Here is a 20,493-nt window from a genome sequence, read left to right as displayed (position 1 = left end):
TAGATCAAGCCGGGCGAGCCCGGAAGCCTGATCTGCGCTCGCGGCGGATGCTTGCATTGCATCGGCGAGGATGTGCCTGAGCGGCTGGATGTGGTTCCGGCGCCGTTCCGCGTGATCGTCACCCGCCGCCTCAAAATATGCCTGGCGGGCCTATACCGACGGCGGTGTTCAGGCTCCAGCGCCTGAACAACTGATCCAGGCCGGGTTGCAGCGCCATCCCCATCACAAGTCTGCGCGCTCGCCCGGCTGGAATAGTATGAGCTGCGTTGCGATGAAACCCACAAAAGACCGTGCCGATATCGCAGTGCCTTTGCCGAAACCGCTGAGATCACCCATGGCCGCGCGCGGCCATCACGTCTAGCGGCACAGTGCCGGGGAGACTCATCGCTCTCCGCGAACGTAGCTTGCGCCGAGCGCCAGCGGCAGATTGGCTCGGCGGCCGGCGACGATCAGCACCAGCATGACCATGGCAAACGGGGTCATCTGGATGATGTCGGTGGGGATGTCGACACCCGCCACCTGCAGGGCCGTGGTCATCGACAGGCAGGCGCCGAACAGCCGCGCACCGAACAGAACCCAGACCGGTCGCTCGCGGGCCAGCATGGCCAGCACGATGCCGATGAAACCGTTACCATGGGTCTTGAACGGCACGAAGATGCCGGCGCCGACAATGGCGATGAAAGCGCCGCCGAGGCCGGCGAACAGGCCGTGCACAGCACGGCGACCGAGCGGGTCCGCACCACGTCGACACCGGCGGCATCCAGCGCCGCCGGCTTGTCGCCGGCCGCCTGCAATGCCGATCCGAGATGGGTGGAACGGTAGATATAGACCATCACCCCGACCAGGATGATGGCGAGATAGGTGATGACGGGGCTGTTGAACAGCGCTTCGCCGATGACCGGGAATTTGGCGAGCAGCGGGATCGGCAGCGTCGGCACGGCAGCTGCCGAGTTGCTTTGCATCGATCTGTCAAAAACCTCCAGCTCACACTCATCATAGACAGCAGAGAGCGTGTCTCAGATCTAGCAGAACCCGTTCAACTTAAGGATCTTATGGGCGTCGATTGCCGCCCGGAGTTCATCTTCGGAGTTTCGATCTCCTCGGTTAGCGTCCGGATGGTGCATCTTGAGCATCAGTTTGTAGCGTCGTCTAATTTCCTCAGGCGTCGCGTCCTGCGAAAGACCGAGCGTTTCGAAGGCTTTTGCTTCCAATACCTTGAGCTTACGCCGCTGGAGATCAGCTTTCGTAGCTTGATGTCGTGCAGCAATCTTGCGTGCGTTAAGGGCTTTTGCCGTACCGGAGCGAACGGTCGAAGGAAGCGGCATCTCTGTCGCCTGATCAAGGCGGGTCCCCCACGTCTTACGGCTGCCGTTTGCTGCTTCCCTCTGATAGCGGGCGGTCACCGGATCAGACAGATTGCTCGCGAAATTATATCCCTTGTTGTATTCCCTCGCATGTTGCGGGCAGAACAACAGGTACAAACCCTCCGCATCTCGCCCAACGGGCGCGCGATTGGCGCCGCCGCTTTCGCAACCGTCCCACTGGCATTTCGACTGGTAAGGCTCGCGGAGCGGAGCTGATTTTTTGCTCGTTGGCCTCAGGCCGACGAAAATCTTCGAATCATACGTCATCGCGCGTTATATGGCGGTCTTCATCGAGCCGGCAAGCAAACCGTGCAATAGGCACGCCGATAGTCGGGACAGGGGGTTCCTGCTCCGGCATCTTTACTCCTTGCTCGTCACCGGCGCTCAGTACCCATGGCTGTGTTTTCGGTCGAGCCCTTCATTTGAGGATCTGCGCCGCCCAGCCGACGGCCCCAGAGAATCCATCAATCTCCCCGTCGTCATTCCCATGATGATTTGCCGCGTCTGGTGGGCCGCAAGGGCCGCATCCCGACGGATATCGATCTTGGGATTTGATCTCTCTGAAGCCCTCCGATCACTAAAGCCCCAGAAGCACGTCGGGTCGCTCGAGCGCAGGCCCGACGAAGATCTTCCTTGGGTTGCCGACGAACCGGCAATCGGAGGGCCTCTGTTCCTGGATACCAGCGTCTATCTGGATGTGCTTCAAGGGCGCTCGCCGGTGGAGGTCGATAGGCTGATTACGTATCGCCTATGCCACCATTCGGCGGTCTGCCTGTCTGAGCTGACCCATGCCTTCGGCCGACTGGACCCCAAGCACGCCTCTACAAAGGCGGTGCTCGAAACGATCGCGGCGACGGTCGAAGACATTCCGGAACACCGACTTCACGCTCCAGGTGCAGCCATCCGGGGACATGCCGGCGTGTTGGCGGGTCTGCTCTTTCGCTTGAGCAACCTGCCAAAGGGGGAAGGACATGAGCGCGGCTTCGTCAATGACGCCATGGTTTTCTTGCAGGCACGGCAGCTGGGTGCGAGCGTGCTGACTGGCAACGTCCGCGACTTTGATTTCCTCTCACAGATCGTACCGACCGGTCGGGTCATCCTCTATCGAACCCCAGTGGAGGCGCGATCATCATGAACGCCGAACCCTCACCCTCGGTCGCATTCTGCACGAACTGGAACAGCTGGGTCGGACGCCGGCAACAGATGTCAACTGCCTGCAGCATACGCAGGCATTTCTACGTTTCGTGGAGGCCGGCTTGATCCGGTAGAGAGCGGGAGCCGTCCCGATTGCCGCCGGCGCGATCAAACTAGCCGGAGAGTATGAACGGCTCAAACTGCTTGCACGCTCACCCACCTTGAAAGGCTCACAGATGGTCAACTTGTTGACGGACGGATTTTGTCAGGTACTGCGTACGTGCGCGGCAGGGCTTCGGGCAATGTTGTTGCAAGCGATATTGTCGGAGCTGGACAGAGCTTATCTGGCTCGTGAGGCCCAGGGCACTAATGTCGCAAGCTCCGCTGGTTCAACCGTCGAACTCACTCCACTCTTCGCGTAGCAGTGACATCAGGACCAAATCTTCACGGCTTCCATCCTTCAACCGAAGCGCCTGGCGCATTGTGCCTTCCTGGATGAAGCCAATTCTTCTATAGACATCTTTCGCATGCACATTAGAGGGCAGCAGGTCGAGCCAAAACCGTCCGACATGGTGGAGAGCGAAGACCATGTGGCAAATCTGACGCAAGAATGTTGATCCATGGCCCAAGCCCGTCCGGGCCATCGCTATGCGGTGAAGCTGCGCGTTCCCCATGCCGTCATCGTCCAGACGAACCACGGCGAAGCCGACGCGTTCCGCTCCGAGGCGCCACCGGTACAGCAGCGCAGAAGCCCGACCAGGCGCGGCATTGCCAAAGAGCCACTGCCCACGTCGGGCCGCCACCCCGCCGATCAGCTAACCTGTTCGACCATCATGACAGCGGGCGGATCAGCGACTGAGCCGGAACGGAGGAGTTCAGCCAGCCGGCCCACGCATCACGCTCCAGCTGAAACTGATCGAAGACGCCCCTGACACCTTTATCAAGGCGCGGTGAGCAACTTCCCATTGGACACTGTACTTACCGGCACGGCCTGCAGGAAAGGAACATCTCAGACACGAGAAAGTCCTTTCCTCGACAGACGAAACATGCGTCATTCGATCACTACTAGCGACCAGAAGCTCTCGCCTTCTTGGGAGCCGAAATACCACTTTCCCGCTCAAGCTTTTTGCGAGCGAGTTTACGGACGCGCCTGATACCCTCGGCCTTTTCACGCGCACGTTTTTCGGAGGGCTTTTCAAAACGCTCCCGAAGTCGGGCCTCCCGGAAAACGCCCTCGCGCTGCAACTTCTTTTTCAAAAAACGGAGCGCTTGCTCAACGTTGTTGTCACGTACCAGAACTTGCATTTTAAACTCCTAGGACCACTGACGCAGCTCATTAGATCCATGTGCATTGATGATCAAGGCTTGGAAGACGATATTGGCGCGAATGCCGCCTCCGGATGCGCGCGCCTCATGCGAGAGCTGAAGCATTTGGCATATTTCGTCGCGAATGAATGGTCCGTAACGTCGCTGCAGCTCCAATACGTCGATATGCCGCTGGACTTGTTCGGCAAGGTCGTCAGGCAGGTCAGGGTCAGACTGCAACACAAAAATCGTCGGCGCGCTGAACGGGCGTCCGATCACCAGATGCAGGACACGCGCAACAAGAAACTCGTCGCAAGTGTCCTTCCGCATTAGCTGAGGCGATGGTTAGTGTTGCTTCCGGCACGGGGCGAATTCGAGCCTTCGTTGGTATCGCATCTATGACGCTCAGCTCCTGCTCCCCTGGCGGCCTGGAGCAGGATTGGCGAGATCGTGTTAGCCATCCGCACGGCTGCGGCATGCTAGTTTGTGGAGCGGCACGTATAAGGTACAAAAAATAGATCGGATGGCGCGGACGTCCGGCCTCAGCCGCTTGGAGCGTGGCGTGGTCGTCGATCCTTAGAAGTAATAGCCGTCGAGTACGCCAAGTAGAGAGCCTCCTATCAGGGAAAATATCAGCGGCAAGATGATGAACAGGAACATCACGAGGAGCATAAAGCGCATCAGGCACCCCGCCGCTGCTGCCCTTGCAGGTGGCGCTTCCGGAACAGGATAGGTTGACCTTCGAGTGATACGACCGGCGCGGGAGAGGGCTCGAAGCATCTCAAGCATTTTTGCCGTGCGGATGTCGCCCGCTGAGGCGCCGTCGGTCTCCCCCTCAGGGTGGGCAGACCTCCGTCGCTCTTTCCGGCCCCATGGCCCGGGACTTGCATCCAGCGGTGGTGGTTCCGCGCGGGGCGCTGCTTTGCGAAAAGGGACCGGCGGACGTGGGCGAACGGGAGGGGGGACCGACGGTGTCGCCGGACGTAGCGGATCGCCAAACTTTGCGCCACATTGCGGACATGCGGGTGCATCTAACCAATGCCCCGGGTTATGGTTCGTACAGTAGAAGCGGACTCGTGCCTCGTGGCAGGCCTCGCACTCACCGGAAGTCGCAGTGGAGGTGCCGCAGTTTGGACAACGCAGGATGACGCCTGTCATGGTTGAGGCTCCTGGCTCGGGTGATAGTCGATGCTGTCGGCGGCCGGCTGAGGATAACAGGCACGGATCATTTGCGCGGGAATGTGCAACCGATACACGCTCGGCAGGGCTCCTTCGACATATCGCGCCATGGTGGGAACCCGCTCGTAGGGGCCGAATGCCTCGCGGCTCAACCGACGCGAAAGTGCGACGGTCGTGAGCAGTGGATTAGCCCGATAGGCGGGGAAGCTCGCATACCTCTCGTCCACGTGATCGTGGCCGCGTACCATATGTGTGACGGGCCGTCCGAGACCAGCACTCAAAGAGCAAAAAGCAGAGAAGTCCTCGTAGCCGAACTGGCTCCCGCGGGAGAAACGGTTTGGCAGCTTCCTGCGGGCTTTCGGATGGGCCCTTGTCCATACAAAATCAGACAGGCACATCGGGTTGTTCCATTCCCCCGATTCAGCGAGGGCGGGATGCAAGTCAACCAGCGGAAAGCCTCCGTGGGCGGCAAGCAATCCGTCGGGAAAGAAGAGTGCGCGCGGAGCGTTCGTAAACAGGCGCACGGCAAGCTTACCGGCCCGCTCGATCCATTCGTGGGTTAGGTTAGAGTTGAGGAAGTCGGCAAAGTCCGCTGGCGTCACGCTCGAGGCAAATCGTACGCCATCGTAAGACAGTGCTTCGTCGTGATTGCCGGCGATGACGCACACGCGGTCGGGCGCGTCTACGATCAGTTCAAATACGCGGAGAAGGATTTCGAGGCCAAAACCCTCGTCATCGAAAAGATCGCCAAGAAACAGGATCCGAGGTGGGCCTTCTCCGGGCTGCAGGTCCGGCTGTCGCGTTGCCCCAAGTGCAGCCTCGAGCGCCAGAAGGTCACCGTGCAAGTCGCCGATGATCCACAACGGGATTTCGGTATCGAAGTCAGAAATCTTGATGACTTTGTCGGTGGGATCGGCGCGGAATTTGTCGAACAACATGCCTGGCCCGTCGGCCCGGTCAAGCAGACCCTCCATACTTTCAACCGTCGACCGAATTTCGGAGCGGATGGAAGACGGGCTGGCCCGGTTGAGGACAGCTTTCCAATCGAGGTCATTCACATCCACGATTTCTAATGGAGCAAAGGCCGTCACCTTCGAAAGAGCCTGGTCAGACGGTAGGCTTTCCGTCCTGGACGCAGGCTCTTCGTCCAATGGCGCAGCAACCGCAGGTGTAGGTTCGGAGCCTACAGCTGGAACATCTGCGGCGGGCCTGGAAAGACCCGGCGCCCCCAGTTCATCCTTGGGCACATCTGTGATCACCGGATGCGCCTCCGCTATCGCCGGCTGCTCGCAGGGAGGATCGGGCTCGGGCACTTCACGTCCGCCGGCCGAGTTCATTTGTTGAGCGCCCGCACCGTAAGGGGCATCTTGGCGATGCCTTTGGCCTGGCGGCCGACCGCAATTCGATCACCTTGCCTGAGCGGACGAGGAGCTGTGAGGGTCAGGCCGTTCACGAGTGTTTCGTTGGTCGCACCATCCACGGGAGATATCACCCATTGCCGTGTGGGATTTCGTTCCAGGACACATTGGCGATTATCCCAGAACTCGCTTTCCGGCCCGAACTGCCGCAACAGGGGTTTTCCAAGTTCCGTCATCACCCCGATCTGGAGCGAACGTCCGTCCGCACCAAGCAGCTCGATCCTCTCGGAAATGATCAACTCTGCGGAAGCTGGAGGAGCGATGCCTTCTGTTGTCGATGCAGCAGCTTTCTGTTCGGAGACGGCAGAGCCTGCGCCGCGTCCACTCAAAATTGCCCGAACTTCCGCAGCCGTCGGTCTCGCAGCGGGATCTGGACACAGGCATCGGTGGAGGACGGCACTGACCTCGGCATTGTTCGCCGGTGCCGGCATCAACCCGGCAAGTGCCGGAGGTTTGGCGGCATAGCTCTGCACAAGCTTTGCATAATCAGCCTGGTCCTCGGTCCAGTATGGATGATGGCCGGCGAGAAGTTCGTAAAGCATTAGCCCGCAGGTAAAAATATCCGAAGCCAGTCCCGGAATAGCGCCGCGCGTCATATGTTCGGGGGATCGATAGTTGTCAGTGCCAACATATCCCTGATGCCCGTGCCAGGGCGCGCGGCGGTCAGCCAACAGGGAGAAGTCCATATCGATCAGCTTAAGCTGGTAGCCGGAGCTGATCGACGGGTCAGTGATCAAATATGCGTTCGCCGGCTTGAGATCTGCGTGAACGACCTTGGATTCGTGCAGTGCCGCGATACCGGTCATGAACACCTTTGACCACGTGAGGTGACGTGCCCAAACCGTGGCATCACGAGTCGCGGCCAGCTTGGTGCGACGATGCTGCTCCCGCTCCTCATCGAGCATTTGCTGCAAGTCGGCACCATTCTCGACGAACTCGAATGCCTGAAAGTAGCAAGGCCCGCCCCAGATCTCTTCGAATGCATCGACCTGGCGCACCGCAAATTGAGCAGCGCGGCCATTCCGGACGCGTGCTCCGAGCTCGTTCTGATAAGCAACGAAAGCCCCATACCAGACAACCGTCGGAGCAGGGGACTTGTATTGCTTGAGAAAAACCTTCTCACCGGTGGAATTCTCAGCTCCATAGGAAATAGCCATCATTCCCGGTCCGAAGACTTTCGTGACGCGATACTGCCGGATCCGGTCGCCGATTTTCAGCTTCTTGGCCATGGCTTTCGGGTCAGCCGGGCTAAAGCGCTACGGTCGCTGCCGACCGGGATACACTGGCGGCCAGCTGCTTCAGGGTGTTACGGAAGTTAACCGGGTCGGAGGTAAATTTCTGGAGCGCCTCCTGCGGGTTCAGCCCTTCGTATTCCACCACTTCCCATTCCGACTTGTCGATCTGGCTCAGCCGATCGTAGCCCTCGAAATTCGGGGCAAAGAGGCTGAGAATAATTCGGTTGGCCATGATAAGGTTAGCTACGTCCTGCAACGAGCCGCCCTTTGCCTCCGCAATGCTCATGGTCTCCTTGAATGAAGCATCGGTGAAGACGATGACAACACGCGCCGCATCGCTTCTATAGCGCCATTTCGCCGGATCCTCTGTCTGCGAACCCTTCGGCACAGCCTCCATAGAGGCAAGCTTATAAAGAGCATCGAGAAGCGACTCCGGCTCGTCCCCACCGCCGTTTGCCTGTAGCGTGCCAAGCTGCGCCTTGAGCGCGCTGGCATCGCGCACGAAGTCATTGTCGACGATCCATGGCAGGCCTTCGGCTTGGGCGGCCTCAATGTCACGGTAGCCGACAACCTTCCCGCGCCAATCTTTGACAGGGGCGGCGTTGTTCGGGTCACCGTGGCTTAAGGAGTCGATAAAGGCTTCGATATTTCTCCGCAGCGCGTCGATGCAGGGGTCCATGCTGCCGCTAACGTCGACGAGGAAGACAATATCGGCCACGCCTTTGGTTTTTGGACGCTCCTGCAGGGTCTGGCTGTCGGCTGATAGCGCTGGCGCGCTGTCTGCCGACGCTTCTACCGCCGGCTCATCCGGTGTGGACGAGATCGGCCCGGTTGAGGTTGGTGTCGCGGCGGGAGCCGGGCTCCCCGGGGTAGGAGGCGTCTGCTGGTCCGGTTGCTCCGTATCACTCATCGGTCAGCTCCCATGGTTAGGTATCGTTACGCGGCAGATCTGCCAGCGCCGTTACGACAACACGGCGGCGACATGAAAGTTCCTACTGTCGTCGGATCCGAGAACAATCGGTCTCGGCGGTGTTATCTAAGGTCGAATTTTTTCAAAGATCGAAAGGAGGTCTCGCTGCAGTTATCTGGGATAGGGAACCGATCTCTCGCTTCGCTATGCGACCTGAATGGTCGCAGCGGATATTTCCGCCCCTCCTTCACCCGGTGTTGTTGCAAAAGTTCGGCACCGGTGGGCGTGGTCGGCATATCCGCTATCGAGGGGATGCGCGCTTCATCTTGATAATCCCGCTCGATCATGACCCGCATTGATCAACTGCACCTATCGGACCAAGGTCCTAGCGTTGGAACGCCGTTCGCACTGGGGCATTTGTACATCAGATTCATGGGCAGGAGGCATCGATGCCGACGGAAATGTGGCAAACACCTATCGAGATCGCCGTCGCGGGCGGCGATCACTTCAAAAGCGTCCAAAACAGCCGCGAGGCCCTTGAGACCCTCATGACCTGCTGGCCCGAAAAAGGCGGGACGTCGTTCGCCATTGCAAAACGCGCCTGCATGAAGTCGCTCAGCGGAGAAGCGGAGAAGCGGAGAAGCGGAGCATGCCGCGGCAGCGCGTGCCTTTCAGGAAGCGGCGATCGAAGCTGGTATCCTCCGCGCTTAGAAATCGCGTAACAATTGCACTCACGAGTTGGCTAAGCACTCGATTTTGATCTCGAAGTCCCACAAGAGCGCTGAACTTGAACAAGAGCTTTGTCTTGCGATAACGCGTGGCCCTGTCGGAACGAAGGAGGAGCTTAAACCCAGATACCCACTGTTATAGTATGAAAGCGGGGGGTGCCGATCGTAGAACTCCATCGCCTCGCCCTTACGCAGTTGCGCCCAAATGAAAAGCCTGCGCCGGTGCGCGGGCCAGCCCAGAATGATGTTTAGCCTCAGTGGCTATTCTTATGGCTTTGCTGCCAGCCTTCACGTGCTGGTCATGCGAACCGCCTTGGGTGCCACGTGAATTGTCCTCGCGGCCCGTCGACGTCGATGACATAGATTTCGCGCCCTGGTTATTATGGCTTTGCTGACCGCTGCTATGGTGGAACAAACAGCAGCCCTGACAGTTTGCAGCCGAACTGAAGGGAGAGATTTCGCAGGTCGGCTTCGCCAAGGAGACACTTCCGAGCCTCGAGACCCACCTTGGCCATGTCAACATGGTGATCGCCGAACAGTAAACCAGGGCAACATGTGTGACGTTGCAGGTAAAGTTGACGGCGGGACGGAGGGAACCGATTGGCGGAGCGCAATGCCGAAGAAATCGCAGCCCGCCGGGCACGCCGCGCTGAACGCCGGCAAAGGCAGCGCGATGCCAATGTCGATCGGTCCGCCAAAATGCATCAGGTCCGGATTGGCGACTCGCAGGCCAACAACCCGACCGAGGATCGACTGGCTGGCCGCATCCATATCGGGTGTTCGGGTTGGTACTATTGGCATTGGAAGGGGCAGTTCTATCCTGCGGATATCCCGTCGAACCAATATTTCCGAATCTATCAGGATCACTTCGAAACGGTAGAGCTCAACGCTCCATTTTATTCGTGGCCGACAATCGGAGCGGTGAAGACCTGGATCCGCCAGGCAGACCCAGGCTTCGTCTATACGATCAAGGTCTGCGAGCTGATAACCCATATCAAGCGGTTCGAGGACACGAAAAGTCTGATCGAGGATTTCGGCTATATCGCCGGCCTTCTCGGCCCGCAGATGGGCTGCTTTCTCTTCCAGCTGCCGCCGAGCGTGCACTACACTTCGGAAATGCTGCAATCCATTTTATCGCAGCTCGACCCGCGCCACAGGAACGTTGTCGAATTTCGCCACAAGAGTTGGTGGACTGACGAGGTCTTCGAAGCCTTTACAGCCGCTGGGGCGATCTTCTGCTCTTGCAGCGGCCCCCGGTTGCCGGATGAGCTTGTTCGGACTGCCGATGACATTTACGTTCGGTTCCACGGGACTAGGCAATGGTATCGCCACGATTACAGCGATGCGGAACTGCTCGTGTGGGTCGAGCGCATTCGGCAAAGCTCGGCGAAGACCGTGTGGGTCTACTTCAACAACGATCGCGACGGACATTCGATCAAGAATGCCAGCCGGTTGTCGGAGCTAATGAAGATACCAGCCACGTAGGGCGCAGCCGCCAGGATCAGGCGGTCTGCTTGGCCGCACCGGCTTCTAATCGACCATAGACAAGGGAACAGACCCTACTGAGGATCGGGCTGGTCACCTGGAACAAGGAGCATACGACCGCCTCGCGCGACGACATGATCGATATCGCACGGTCATTGGCGCGAACAGGCAGGTGAGGCGAGGAGGGGGACCGCGGCCGGGCAGGGTGAGGTGAGGGGCAGCGCGGGCGCCGCCTCATGCGGAACAGCTTGCCGGGGGCAGTCGGTCCCGGGTTCCGCTCGTTCCGAGCGGCGCTTTGCTAACCCTCCTGCGGCTGCCCTTTTAACCGGTCAAGCTGTGCGCGAACTGGCGCCGGCGCGGACGCGCCTTCGCCTGGTATGTTCATTGTTTGAAGAGGCTTGCCCTCGGCCCGAAGGAAGAATCTGCGCGGTTCATGAAGGGACTCTTCTAATTGAACTTGGCGTTCGAAAAAGCCGATCTCAAGTTCCTCGCCGCCATCATCCTCAGCCTTATCTTCAATCGGGACGCGCGGAGCGGTTGAGCCGGTGGCGCGGAGCGCGCAAGCTCCTTCTCTCATGCGGCCGGCCGATGGAACACGAAGGACTGTCTCCGCGCGTACCCAGAACAGCCTAAAGAGGCAACGTCTGCGACCGTACGCAACGATTCCGGAAGCTCGAACGTTTCACCTTTCCAATCAAAGGAGACAACTTCGTTGAAACGAAATTCTATCGATACCCGTAGCGGCAAACGCTACCTGCGCCACACCACGAAGAGCCGCATCGAGAGGTCGCCCGGTGCCGGGCGGTCTCTGTGCGCGGCGGAGGCGACTGCGGCGACCATCATGCAAAGCGCTGAGGAGGGGTGGTAGATGTCAGTCGTTGGCCCATTTTTTTATGAACTCCCCGCGGCGGAGCGACAAGCGATCCTCGAGCGGCTCGCTGTCACGCTTGAGCGGAATGCCAGGTGGGCCGCCGAGCAAGGTGACGATGCCCTCGAAATGGTGATGAGATCGGTGGGCACCGCTTTGCTGTCGGTAGCAGGCGATCTTGCGACGACCGACATCACGCTCACGCAGGATGTGGCAGCCCGCGCAGTCAACCTCATCACGACGTTCCATTGCCGTTACCCCGAATACCCGGTCGGGCCGACGCTACACTAATATGGCGGATCCGACGCCGGCGATGAAAGGGCCGCACCGTTTGTTGTTAGGACCGCTTAAGAGATTTGTCTGCGCTGTTGCACGGATCTTGCGATCCCTCTCGAAAGTTCCTAGGTCACCAAAGGGTCCTTGCATTTTGCAAGGCCCGTGCTCGAGGGACCGACATGATCCTTGCCCTCTCAGATGTCAGAAAATCTTATTCCACCGCCGAGGGACCAATCGAGATCCTGAAGGGCATCGACCTGGAAGTCGCTGGGGGCGAAAGTGTTGCGCTAACCGGAGAATCCGGTAGCGGCAAAAGCACATTGCTGCATCTGGCAGGCGGGCTCGACCGTGCCGATAGCGGCTCGGTCGTGATGGATGGCAGCGATCTGGCGCTATTTGCAGAAAACGAACGAGCCCGATACCGGAGAACGAGGGTCGGCCTGATCTTTCAACAGTTTAACCTCATCCCATCACTGAGCGTCGCAGCCAACATCTCGTTCCACGCCAAGCTTGCAAACCGGTACGATCACGCTTGGGAAAAGCAGTTGATCGAGAAGTTGGGGCTGCGCGAACACACTGCCCGATATCCCGAGCAGCTTTCCGGAGGGCAACAGCAGCGCGTTGCAATCGGGCGAACCTTGGCGGCCCGACCTCCTCTCATCCTTGCCGACGAGCCAACGGGCAACCTGGATGAGCAGACAGGCGATGCGGTCCTCAATCTGATGCTCAGCCTGGCCCGAACAGTGGGATCAGCTCTGCTTCTCGTCACTCACTCGATGAGGCTAGCAGCTCGTCTGGACCGAACGGTGGTCCTCCGCGGTGGGAAGATTGCCGAATGAATTTCGTTGCATTTGCAGCCCTGCTGTCACACTGGCGTCGGAGACCTCTCCAGCTTCTGACGCTGGTCATGGGGATTGCGCTTGCGACGGCTCTCTGGTCCGGCGTTCAGGCTATTAACGCCGAGGCGAGGGCGAACTATGCCCGGGCGGCTTCGGTTCTGGAGCAAGGCAACCTCCGGCAGATCGTCGCCAAGGACGGTGACGGCATAGCGACTGAGGTCTATGGCAGCCTGCGTCGAGCGGGTCTGAATGTTTCGCCCGTGATCGAGGGCAACTACCGCTTCGGAAGCACAAGGGTCAGATTGGTTGGTATCGAACCTCTGACGATGCCAAGGGACACTCTGAACGAGACCGTCGCCAGCAGTCCAGACCTATCCGGCTTCTTTTCAGCCCGCGGACAGTTGCTCGTGTCGAGCGCGACTGCCGAGCGTCTACGCGGCAGCACGGATATGACCGTCAAGATAGCTGGCAATGTACCCGACGGTGCTGCCTTCGTCGACATATCGGTCGCTGATCGATTGCTCGACAGGCACGGGAAGATTGACCGCCTGGTGGTCGCAGCCGATCAAAAGATTTCCGCCGAAGCAATCGATCAGGCGGGATTGACGATCCGCGAACCGGCTGAACAACCGGACGTCGCTCGCCTCACAGATAGCTTCCACCTCAACTTGACCGCCTTCGGCTTCCTTTCGTTCATCGTCGGGCTCTTCATCGTGTATTCGGCCACGGGCCTGACCTTCGAACAGCGTCGAGGCACTTTTCGTACACTCAGATCGCTTGGTATCTCGCTTCGAGCATTGACCACTATGCTCCTGATCGAGCTTTCGATGCTGGCGCTGATATCCGGCTTGATCGGCGTCATACTCGGCTACGTCATTGCATGGCTCCTGATGCCGGGTGTCGCCGCGACCCTCAGGGGCCTCTACGGCGCCAATGTGTCAGGCTCGCTATCCATGCGGCCGGAGTGGTGGCTGGCTGGACTGGCGATTGCTCTTGGAGGAACCGCTGTCTCGTCAGCTCAGAGCCTGTGGCGGGTCTGGAAGCTGCCGATTTTGGACGCCGCCCAGCCGCGAGCGTGGGCAAGAGAGTCAGCCAGATCGCTTGCCTTTCAAGCCGGAACGGGTGGAATTCTGCTGATCTTGGCGGCTATCCTGGCGACTACTGCGTCCGGGCTGGCGGCGGGTTTTGCGGTACTTGGCTGCCTGCTTCTTGGAACAGTTCTGATGCTGCCTGGACTTCTTGCCGTCATCCTGACCAAAGCGCAGCAATTGGCACGGAGCGCCCTCATGGAATGGTTCTGGGCCGACACCCGCATACAGCTTCCCGGCCTGTCGCTGGCTTTGATGGCGCTGCTCCTGGCATTGTCGGCGAACATCGGCGTTGGCACGATGGTATCCAGTTTCCGGCTGACGTTCATCGGATGGCTCGATCAACGCCTGGCCGCCGAGCTTTACGTTACTGCCAAGGATGAGGCGGAAGCTGCACGGCTTAGGGCCTGGCTTCCGCAACGCTCGAGAGCGCTCTTGCCCATCTGGAGTGTCGACGGCGAGGTGCTTGGTGAACAGATCCAGATCTTTGGTGTCGCGGACGATTCGACCTACCGGGAGCACTGGCCCTTGATCGCTTCCGACAATGACGTTTGGGATAAGATCGCCGCCGGGCAGGGTGCTCTCATCAATGAACAGATGTGGCGTCGCGGCGAAGCAAAGATCGGCCAGCCGTTGTTCATGCCTGGAGGCTGGAGCGCAACCGTGGTCGGCGTGTACTCGGACTATGGGAACCCGAATGGACAAGTGATCGTCGGGATCAATACCCTGGTCGACCACTACCCCGATGTCTCGAAACTTCGCTACGGTGTCCGAGTGACTCCCGAGCGAGCCCAGGATCTCAAGCGCCAGTTGGTCGAGGAGTTTGGTCTGCCAGATAGCGCGATCGTTGACCAGGCTTCGCTTAAGCGGCAATCGAGAGCCATCTTCGATCAGACATTCAAGGTGACGGGCGCGTTGAACGTCCTCACCCTTGCGGTGGCAGGATTTGCGATGTTCTCAAGTCTCCTGACGCTATCTGGAATTCGGCTTCCTCAGCTCGCTCCGGTGTGGGCAATGGGTGTGCGGCGACGGGATCTGGCGCTCTATGAAGTTGCCCGGACACTTGCACTCTGGCTGGCAACATTTGTGGCTGCGATCCCCGTCGGTCTTGCCCTGGCATGGGTCCTCCTTGCGATCGTGAACGTGGAGGCCTTTGGTTGGCGATTGCCAATGATGGTGTTTCCAACGGATTGGCTTTGGCTGGGTGCAATTGCTCTCGTCGCTGCATTGCTGTCGGTGCTGGTGCCGGTTCGGCGTTTGGCCTCGATCAATCCTGCGGACCTGCTGAGGGTTTTCGCCAATGAACGGTAGAAAGTCGGTCTCTGTCCTGATAGCGGCGGCTATGATCTGCGTAAGCGGTCAGACATTTGCGCAAGGCTTCGCCGGATTGGGATCGGATGCGCAAGGTTTTGCGATCCCTGCGCGGGGCTCTGTTCTTTCTTTCCCCGCCGATCACGGCGCTCATCCTGATTATCGCATTGAGTGGTGGTATGTGACCGCCAATCTTAAAGATGGGGATGGCAAGCAATATGGAGCGCAGTGGACGCTCTTTCGCTCTGCGCTGGCTCGGGGAGACAAGGCAGGTTTCGCGGATCCGCAGATCTGGATCGGGCACGCAGCGATCACCACTCAGGACCATCAGTATGTCGCAGAGCGCTTGGGGCGGGGAGGCGTCGGGCAGGCGGGCGTTGCCGCGGCACCATTTCGGGCTTGGATAGACGACTGGCGGATGGAGGGTAGCGAGCGAACCGGCTCGGACTCCTTTGGCAATCTTTCAGTCTCCGCCGGCGGGCCGGACTTCAGCTACACCCTGGACCTCAAGGCCGACGGCCCGCTCGTTCTTCAGGGAGACAACGGTTTCTCCGTGAAGTCGGCGAACGGACAGGCGAGCTACTATTACTCACAGCCTTTCTTTGAGGTGGCGGGAACGATCACGACGTTCGGAGCGCCGATCAAGGTCACCGGCAAAGCCTGGCTGGATCGGGAGTGGTCGTCGCAGCCGCTTGCGTCCAATCAGACGGGCTGGGACTGGTTCTCACTGCATCTGAATTCCGGCGATAAGCTGATGGCTTTTCGGCTTCGTGATGACGAGGACGGGTTCATCTCCGCGAACTGGATATCCGCGGACGGACGGACGACGCCTTTGTCGAAAGACGACGTTCACCTGGAGCCGACGCGGGAGGCAACGGTCGATGGGCGCCGGATGCCGGTAGAGTGGCGTATACGCGTGCCGGGTAAGTCACTTGATATTAGGACGAAGCCGCTGAACGAGCAGTCCTGGATGGCGACCTCTATGCCTTATTGGGAGGGGCCGATTAACTTCACAGGCTCGGCGTCAGGTGTCGGATATCTTGAAATGACCGGCTATTAGCTGCTACGTCTCACATGTAGGTAACAGCTCCTCCGTCGAACGGTGCGAACCAGCCAGGCCGTATGGCAACATCGAAGAAGTCCGAACGGCAATGGCGGCCTCCACGGGGTGGTTGCAGACGTCCTGCATTCGTAGCGCAATGAACCCGATGCAGGATGCCTTGCGATCAAACCAAATGTCGACTGCAGCGCATCAACGAAGCTAATCGCGACTTGAGCGCCGGCCTCGCGAGCATAATAGTCCACGGCATTCTCGACATCCCCGCGGGCCGACTCGCGGGGAACTATAGACTTTGCGGTCACCTAGAGCTTTGCCGCGAGGCACGGGTTCGCAGGTTATCGAAATAGGCGGCATCAACCGGCTCGGTCGTCTCGGATGAAGCACCCTCAAGCAGGAGAGTACGCAAATGCTGCCGATCTTTGTCGTGACGGATCAACTCGCGGACGTATTCGCTGCCGGTACCATAACCTCGCCCGGCGACCTGCTGGTCGACGAACTGCTTCAGGTGGGCCACGATCACGTGCCGTCCCTGGCAAATATGCGCTTCGGCGCGAGATTCTCCGCGCCCTCAACATTATGTTGTAACAAAAAAGAAAGACAAGCTATAAAAATACCCGTAGTGATAGCGCTTTTGCGATTCTGTTGCGCATTTATAGGCCACGGCGTGAGGTTTCAATCAACATGAGCCACTTCTCTAAAAGTTTTGGGTGGCCGAGGACCCTTTGGACATCTCGAGGCTGTCCGTACGATCGGACATGACCGTCTGATCGATAGGGACACACCGTGACCGACACCGACGCTACGCTGCTGCGGACATTCATCGCCGACGAGAACGAAGCCTTCGCCGACCGGCGCCAGGGAAAATTCTGGCCGGCCAACCATTATCGGATCGGGCCTCTGGCGACCAAAGTTCCCGGGCTGCTCGATTCGAGCGAGCAAATCGATTTCTATTTCCATTTCATGCGCGTTGCTGGCGGCGCACCCTCCGTCGGAGACAGGGAAATGCCGCTGCTGCTCGAGGCCTACCGGCGGATGCTGCCGTTTCTCGATTTTGGCGGCGTCATCTCGATGTCGCGGCGGCAGAAGCTGCTGTTCGTGTTCGGTTTCGACGATACCGGCGCCCTGCCCAGCGGCGAGACGATTTCGGCCAAGGCGCTGAAGGCACGGCTCAAGCTCATCGCGCAGGTCGGCAATTATACGACGATGCCCGCCCAGCGCGACAAAAAGGCAAAGTTTGTTCCCTTTGCCGATCAGGCGGTGCGCATTCTCGAGGTTTTCCAGCACCTGGGTTATCGCCACGACCGACGTTATGGCGAAGACCTCTACGACGTCACCAATCTCAGCTTCTGGGGCATGGTGTTCATCTGCCTGCTCAACAAGGCGACCCGCGCCGAGCTTGTTGCCGACATGATCGAAGGCAAATACGATCTGATGCGGCGCGTCGAGCAACTGGCGATGTTGCACCGCTATATCGAGACAGTTCTGCCGGATATCGAGCCGGATGAAGAGCGTTTCCGCTTGCTGGCGCGGCAGCTCAAGGACATTGAGCTTGGGCGCCGCAATGCCACCGAATCCGTCGCCCTTGCGCAAAAGCTGGGCCTGCCATTTGGCGATGACGAGGACTGGGAAATCCATATTGCGGTCCCGCTGCGTGGCACCGAAGGCCATGCGTTGATTGCCAGGAACGTCGTGCGATTGCAGATCCGGCCGAATCCGGACTGGCAGTGGGAGCTGAACGCGCGCACCATCGAGCGCGGAGAGTTCTCGGAAAGCGAGAAAAAGAGCTACCGGAACGATCTCGGCCTTCCCGTTCTTGGGTGCGGAAATCTTCATGCCTTTCCGACATGGTTGAGACAGGTGCGCGAGAAAAACGGCCTGGATTTCGACACCGGCGCCGCCGACATTCGTGTGGGCCGCAAGCGGGCGGCAGCCAAGCTCATCGCCCAATGGCTGGAGAGCTGAAAGCCGTGCCACGACCGCAATGGCGTCGTGGCACGGTGATGACTGTAAAACCTGCTCAGAAGGGATAGTGCTGGGCGGAATCCTCGACCGTGATCCAGCGCAGATCGGTGAATTCGGCAATCGCCGCCTTGCCGCCGAAGCGGCCATAGCCGCTGCCCTTGACGCCGCCGAAGGGCATTTGCGCCTCGTCGTGCACGGTCGGGCCATTGATGTGACAGATGCCGGATTCGATCCGCGCCGCAACCGCCATTGCCCGCTGGACATTGCGGCTGAAGATGGCGGAGGACAGGCCGTATTCGCTGTCGTTGGCGATGCGGATGGCTTCTTCCTCGCCGGAGACGCGAATGATCGGTTTGACCGGGCCGAAGGATTCTTCCGAGTAGACACGCATCTCGGGCGTGACGTGATCGAGCAGCGTCGCCTCGACCACGGTGCCGGAGCGCTTGCCGCCGGCCACGAGTTTTGCCCCCTTGGTCGTCGCATCGGCGATCAACTCCTCCATTTTCTTCGCGGCGTCGAGGCTGATCAGCGAGCCGAGGACAACGTGGCCACGCGGGTCGCCGGCCGGAAGCTGGCTGGCGCGGGCGGCCAGTTTGGCGACGAACTGATCGGCGATCGTCTCGTCGACGATGATCCGCTCCGTCGACATGCAGATCTGCCCCTGATGCATGAAGGCCCCGAAAATAGCGGCATTGACGGCGCCGTCAATATCGGCGTCGTCGAGGACAACGAGCGGCGCTTTGCCGCCGAGTTCAAGAAGGGCGGGCTTGAGATGCCTGCCGCAGGTCTCTGCGATGATCTTGCCGACCTTGGTCGACCCGGTGAAGTTCACGCGCTTGACGGCCGGATGGGCAATCAGCGCGGTGACGATCTCAGGCGCATCCTCCGGTGCATTGGTGAGGACGTTGATGACGCCAGCCGGCAGGCCCGCTTCGGTCAGCACTGTGGCAATCAGCCGGTGGGTGCCGGGGCATTGTTCGGATGCCTTGAGGACGACGGTATTGCCGCAAGCAATCGGCATGGCGATGGCGCGGGTGGCGAGGATGACGGGCGCGTTCCAGGGAGCGATCGCCAGGCAGACGCCCGCGGCCTGGCGAACACCCATGGCGAGTGTGCCGGTTTTGTCGGAAGGGATGATTTCGCCTGATATCTGCGTCGTCATGGCGCCGGCCTCGCGCAGGATGTTGGCGGCGAGCATGACATTGAAGCCGGCCCAGGGCGCGGTGGCGCCGGTCTCCTCGATCATCAGCCGGGTAAACTCGCCGACTTTGGAATCCATGATATCGGCAGCCTTCATCAGGATCGCGCGGCGCTGGCCGGGGCCGGTCTTCGACCAGGCGCCGAAAGCAGCGGAGGCGGCACTAACGGCTGCGGCAACGTCGTCCAGGCTTGCCGCGGCGGCGCGGCTTGCAAGCTTCTCGGTGAAGGGATCGATGCGATCATAGGTCCGGCCGCCGGAGGCCGCGCGGTCTGCGCCGTTTATGAGGAGGGAAATATTCATCGGAGGTCTCCTTGGGACAAGAACTAGAAGCCGAGGACTTCGGCGTTGATGGAAGCTTCGAGGCCGCCGTCGACGGCAAGATTGGTGCCGTTGATCCAGCGTGCGCCATCCGAGCAGAGGAAGAGCACGGCAGGCGCAATATCGGCGGAAGTGCCGGCGCGGCCGACGCGGGTGATGTCGCTGTCGACCCTGGCGTCGCCGAGCACGGCGCGGAACTGCTTGAGGATCGGCGTTTCCACCGGCCCGGGGCTGACCGCATTGACCCGGATACCGCGGTTTTTGAACAATGGCTGGTGGGCGGCACGCATGGTCCAGAGCAGCAGCAGTTCCTTGGAGAGCGGGTAGGCTTCCTCGTCCTTGAGACCGTGTTCGGCGACAACCGCCGCCACTTCGGGAAAGCCTTCGATGGCGGTCAAGGATTTTGCCCGCTCGAGATTGGCGCGCCAGCCGTAGCCGGCGATCGAGGCGACGTTGACGATGGCGCCGCCTTCGCGTAGGCGGGGCGCCACGGCTTCGGACAGGGCGCGAAGCCCGTAGAAATTGACGGCGAGCGTCGAGACGACACCGGTGCTGCCGGAAAGGCCGGCGACATTGGCGAGCGCGTCGAGGCGCACCGGAAGCTGCGCGACGATCTCGGCAACGCCTGATGCCGTGGACAGATCGCCCTTGATGAAGGCGGCACTTCCTCCCACCGGCTCGCGCACATCGACGCCGATGACCTCGGCACCCATCTGGCCGGCCAGTTCCGCCGTGCGGGCGCCGATGCCGGAAGCCACGCCGGTCACCAGGATTGTTTTACCAAAAAGCATGAACGTCACCTTTCGCAACAG

General features: G+C 59.9%; 21 protein-coding genes and 3 pseudogenes. 12 read left to right on the top strand and 12 right to left on the bottom strand.

All coding sequences use genetic code 11. The features are described 5' to 3' along the window. Positions 1–45: 45 nt before the first annotated feature. Positions 46–208 (top strand): annotated as a pseudogene (locus HX898_RS24370) (IS66 family transposase zinc-finger binding domain-containing protein); the annotation flags it as partial. A gap of 173 nt (positions 209–381) precedes the next feature. Here HX898_RS24370 and HX898_RS33330 read toward each other — a convergent pair. From HX898_RS33330 to HX898_RS24360, 3 genes and pseudogenes are all read right to left on the bottom strand, one after another. Next, on the bottom strand, positions 382–714 hold the full coding sequence (locus HX898_RS33330) for a hypothetical protein (protein ID WP_246697982.1): 333 nt from the start codon (positions 712–714) through the stop codon (positions 382–384). A 50-nt stretch (positions 715–764) separates the two neighbouring features. Continuing rightward, a pseudogene (locus tag HX898_RS33560) lies at positions 765–833 on the bottom strand (hypothetical protein); the annotation flags it as partial. Positions 834–1,022: 189 nt separating this feature from the next. Then, the gene (locus HX898_RS24360) at positions 1,023–1,631 is read right to left on the bottom strand and encodes a J domain-containing protein (RefSeq protein ID WP_138390815.1); all 609 of its coding nucleotides are present in this window, start codon (positions 1,629–1,631) and stop codon (positions 1,023–1,025) included. 277 nt (positions 1,632–1,908) lie between these two features. On the opposite strand from HX898_RS24360, the gene HX898_RS24355 reads away from it, so the two are divergent. Then, positions 1,909–2,499 (top strand): hypothetical protein, encoded by a 591-nt coding sequence (locus HX898_RS24355; protein ID WP_180196001.1) that lies wholly within the window; start codon positions 1,909–1,911, stop codon positions 2,497–2,499. Positions 2,500–2,887: 388 nt separating this feature from the next. Here the strand turns inward: HX898_RS24355 and HX898_RS33555 are convergent, their stop codons facing one another. Together HX898_RS33555 and rpsU are read right to left on the bottom strand one after the other, a co-directional pair. Then, positions 2,888–3,301 (bottom strand): GNAT family protein, encoded by a 414-nt coding sequence (locus HX898_RS33555; protein ID WP_348649482.1) that lies wholly within the window; start codon positions 3,299–3,301, stop codon positions 2,888–2,890. 262 nt (positions 3,302–3,563) lie between these two features. Continuing rightward, positions 3,564–3,803 (bottom strand): 30S ribosomal protein S21, encoded by a 240-nt coding sequence (gene rpsU / locus HX898_RS24345; protein WP_003554884.1) that lies wholly within the window; start codon positions 3,801–3,803, stop codon positions 3,564–3,566. A 60-nt stretch (positions 3,804–3,863) separates the two neighbouring features. Here rpsU and HX898_RS24340 point away from each other — a divergent pair, with 60 nt between their 5' ends. Continuing rightward, positions 3,864–4,136 carry a hypothetical protein gene (locus tag HX898_RS24340; RefSeq protein ID WP_180195999.1) on the top strand — a complete coding sequence of 91 codons (273 nt, stop codon included), beginning with the start codon at positions 3,864–3,866 and terminating at the stop codon, positions 4,134–4,136. 821 nt (positions 4,137–4,957) lie between these two features. Here the strand turns inward: HX898_RS24340 and HX898_RS24335 are convergent. The 3 genes from HX898_RS24335 to HX898_RS24325 all read right to left on the bottom strand — a co-directional run bounded on the left by HX898_RS24335 (position 4,958) and on the right by HX898_RS24325 (position 8,545). Then, positions 4,958–6,241, bottom strand: a complete 1,284-nt coding sequence (locus tag HX898_RS24335) for a metallophosphoesterase (protein WP_180195998.1) — start codon at positions 6,239–6,241, stop codon at positions 4,958–4,960. A 74-nt stretch (positions 6,242–6,315) separates the two neighbouring features. After that, positions 6,316–7,629, bottom strand: coding sequence for a protein kinase (locus HX898_RS24330; RefSeq protein WP_180195997.1), 1,314 nt, complete (start codon positions 7,627–7,629; stop codon positions 6,316–6,318). Positions 7,630–7,648: 19 nt separating this feature from the next. Continuing rightward, positions 7,649–8,545 carry a vWA domain-containing protein gene (locus HX898_RS24325; RefSeq protein ID WP_180195996.1) on the bottom strand — a complete coding sequence of 299 codons (897 nt, stop codon included), beginning with the start codon at positions 8,543–8,545 and terminating at the stop codon, positions 7,649–7,651. Between the two features lie 449 nt (positions 8,546–8,994). Here HX898_RS24325 and HX898_RS24320 point away from each other — a divergent pair, with 449 nt between their 5' ends. The 8 genes and pseudogenes from HX898_RS24320 (at position 8,995) to HX898_RS24290 (ending at position 16,200) form a co-directional block, all read left to right on the top strand. Next, a complete protein-coding gene (locus HX898_RS24320) occupies positions 8,995–9,267 on the top strand; it encodes a DUF982 domain-containing protein (protein WP_246697981.1) in 273 nt (90 codons plus the stop codon). Between the two features lie 606 nt (positions 9,268–9,873). Next, complete coding sequence (locus HX898_RS24315) at positions 9,874–10,758, top strand: DUF72 domain-containing protein (protein WP_180195995.1); 885 nt, start codon at positions 9,874–9,876, stop codon at positions 10,756–10,758. An 80-nt stretch (positions 10,759–10,838) separates the two neighbouring features. After that, a pseudogene (locus tag HX898_RS33325) lies at positions 10,839–10,934 on the top strand (LysR family transcriptional regulator); the annotation flags it as partial. A gap of 536 nt (positions 10,935–11,470) precedes the next feature. Continuing rightward, positions 11,471–11,626 (top strand): hypothetical protein, encoded by a 156-nt coding sequence (locus HX898_RS24310; protein ID WP_173863028.1) that lies wholly within the window; start codon positions 11,471–11,473, stop codon positions 11,624–11,626. After that, positions 11,627–11,917: a hypothetical protein gene (locus HX898_RS24305; RefSeq protein WP_138334890.1), complete on the top strand. Its 291-nt coding sequence runs from the start codon at positions 11,627–11,629 to the stop codon at positions 11,915–11,917. 164 nt (positions 11,918–12,081) lie between these two features. Beyond that, entirely contained in the window at positions 12,082–12,741 is a 660-nt protein-coding gene (locus HX898_RS24300) for an ABC transporter ATP-binding protein (protein ID WP_180195994.1), read from the top strand. Then, on the top strand, positions 12,738–15,140 hold the full coding sequence (locus tag HX898_RS24295) for an FtsX-like permease family protein (protein WP_180195993.1): 2,403 nt from the start codon (positions 12,738–12,740) through the stop codon (positions 15,138–15,140). Before HX898_RS24300 ends, HX898_RS24295 begins: the two co-directional genes overlap by 4 nt. Then, positions 15,130–16,200 (top strand): lipocalin-like domain-containing protein, encoded by a 1,071-nt coding sequence (locus tag HX898_RS24290; protein WP_180195992.1) that lies wholly within the window; start codon positions 15,130–15,132, stop codon positions 16,198–16,200. Before HX898_RS24295 ends, HX898_RS24290 begins: the two co-directional genes overlap by 11 nt. On the opposite strand, the gene HX898_RS33055 is transcribed toward HX898_RS24290, so the two are convergent. Both HX898_RS33055 and HX898_RS24280 read right to left on the bottom strand, forming a co-directional pair. Beyond that, on the bottom strand, positions 16,197–16,445 hold the full coding sequence (locus HX898_RS33055; protein ID WP_348649481.1) for a hypothetical protein: 249 nt from the start codon (positions 16,443–16,445) through the stop codon (positions 16,197–16,199). The two genes, HX898_RS24290 and HX898_RS33055, sit on opposite strands and share 4 nt — an antisense overlap. 53 nt (positions 16,446–16,498) lie before the next feature. After that, a complete protein-coding gene (locus HX898_RS24280; protein WP_348649480.1) occupies positions 16,499–16,720 on the bottom strand; it encodes a type II toxin-antitoxin system ParD family antitoxin in 222 nt (73 codons plus the stop codon). Between the two features lie 263 nt (positions 16,721–16,983). Here HX898_RS24280 and HX898_RS24275 point away from each other — a divergent pair, with 263 nt between their 5' ends. Then, positions 16,984–18,162, top strand: a complete 1,179-nt coding sequence (locus HX898_RS24275) for a hypothetical protein (protein ID WP_180195991.1) — start codon at positions 16,984–16,986, stop codon at positions 18,160–18,162. A 55-nt stretch (positions 18,163–18,217) separates the two neighbouring features. On the opposite strand, the gene HX898_RS24270 is transcribed toward HX898_RS24275, so the two are convergent. Both HX898_RS24270 and HX898_RS24265 read right to left on the bottom strand, forming a co-directional pair. Further along, positions 18,218–19,663 carry an aldehyde dehydrogenase gene (locus tag HX898_RS24270; RefSeq protein ID WP_180195990.1) on the bottom strand — a complete coding sequence of 482 codons (1,446 nt, stop codon included), beginning with the start codon at positions 19,661–19,663 and terminating at the stop codon, positions 18,218–18,220. A 23-nt stretch (positions 19,664–19,686) separates the two neighbouring features. Continuing rightward, positions 19,687–20,472 (bottom strand): coniferyl-alcohol dehydrogenase, encoded by a 786-nt coding sequence (locus HX898_RS24265; RefSeq protein ID WP_180195989.1) that lies wholly within the window; start codon positions 20,470–20,472, stop codon positions 19,687–19,689. Between the last annotated feature and the right edge of the window lie 21 nt (positions 20,473–20,493).

It is taken from the genome of Rhizobium sp. WYCCWR 11128 (assembly GCF_013416305.1).
Classification (GTDB): Bacteria; Pseudomonadota; Alphaproteobacteria; order Rhizobiales; family Rhizobiaceae; genus Rhizobium; species Rhizobium indicum.
The sequence above is the reverse complement of the archived record's forward strand: the minus strand, read 5'-3'. Positions and strand labels throughout refer to the sequence as shown.

Bases quoted from the DNA above. Each gene is read 5' to 3' on its own strand.
- HX898_RS24270 (WP_180195990.1), bottom strand. From the start codon at position 19,663: ATGAATATTTCCCTCCTCATAAACGGCGCAGACCGCGCGGCCTCCGGC.
- HX898_RS24300 (WP_180195994.1), top strand. From the start codon at position 12,082: ATGATCCTTGCCCTCTCAGATGTCAGAAAATCTTATTCCACCGCCGAG.
- HX898_RS24320 (WP_246697981.1), top strand. From the start codon at position 8,995: ATGCCGACGGAAATGTGGCAAACACCTATCGAGATCGCCGTCGCGGGC.
- HX898_RS24305 (WP_138334890.1), top strand. From the start codon at position 11,627: ATGTCAGTCGTTGGCCCATTTTTTTATGAACTCCCCGCGGCGGAGCGA.
- HX898_RS24360 (WP_138390815.1), bottom strand. From the start codon at position 1,631: ATGACGTATGATTCGAAGATTTTCGTCGGCCTGAGGCCAACGAGCAAA.
- HX898_RS24290 (WP_180195992.1), top strand. From the start codon at position 15,130: ATGAACGGTAGAAAGTCGGTCTCTGTCCTGATAGCGGCGGCTATGATC.
- HX898_RS24330 (WP_180195997.1), bottom strand. From the start codon at position 7,629: ATGGCCAAGAAGCTGAAAATCGGCGACCGGATCCGGCAGTATCGCGTC.
- rpsU (WP_003554884.1), bottom strand. From the start codon at position 3,803: ATGCAAGTTCTGGTACGTGACAACAACGTTGAGCAAGCGCTCCGTTTT.
- HX898_RS24265 (WP_180195989.1), bottom strand. From the start codon at position 20,472: ATGCTTTTTGGTAAAACAATCCTGGTGACCGGCGTGGCTTCCGGCATC.
- HX898_RS24325 (WP_180195996.1), bottom strand. From the start codon at position 8,545: ATGAGTGATACGGAGCAACCGGACCAGCAGACGCCTCCTACCCCGGGG.
- HX898_RS24295 (WP_180195993.1), top strand. From the start codon at position 12,738: ATGAATTTCGTTGCATTTGCAGCCCTGCTGTCACACTGGCGTCGGAGA.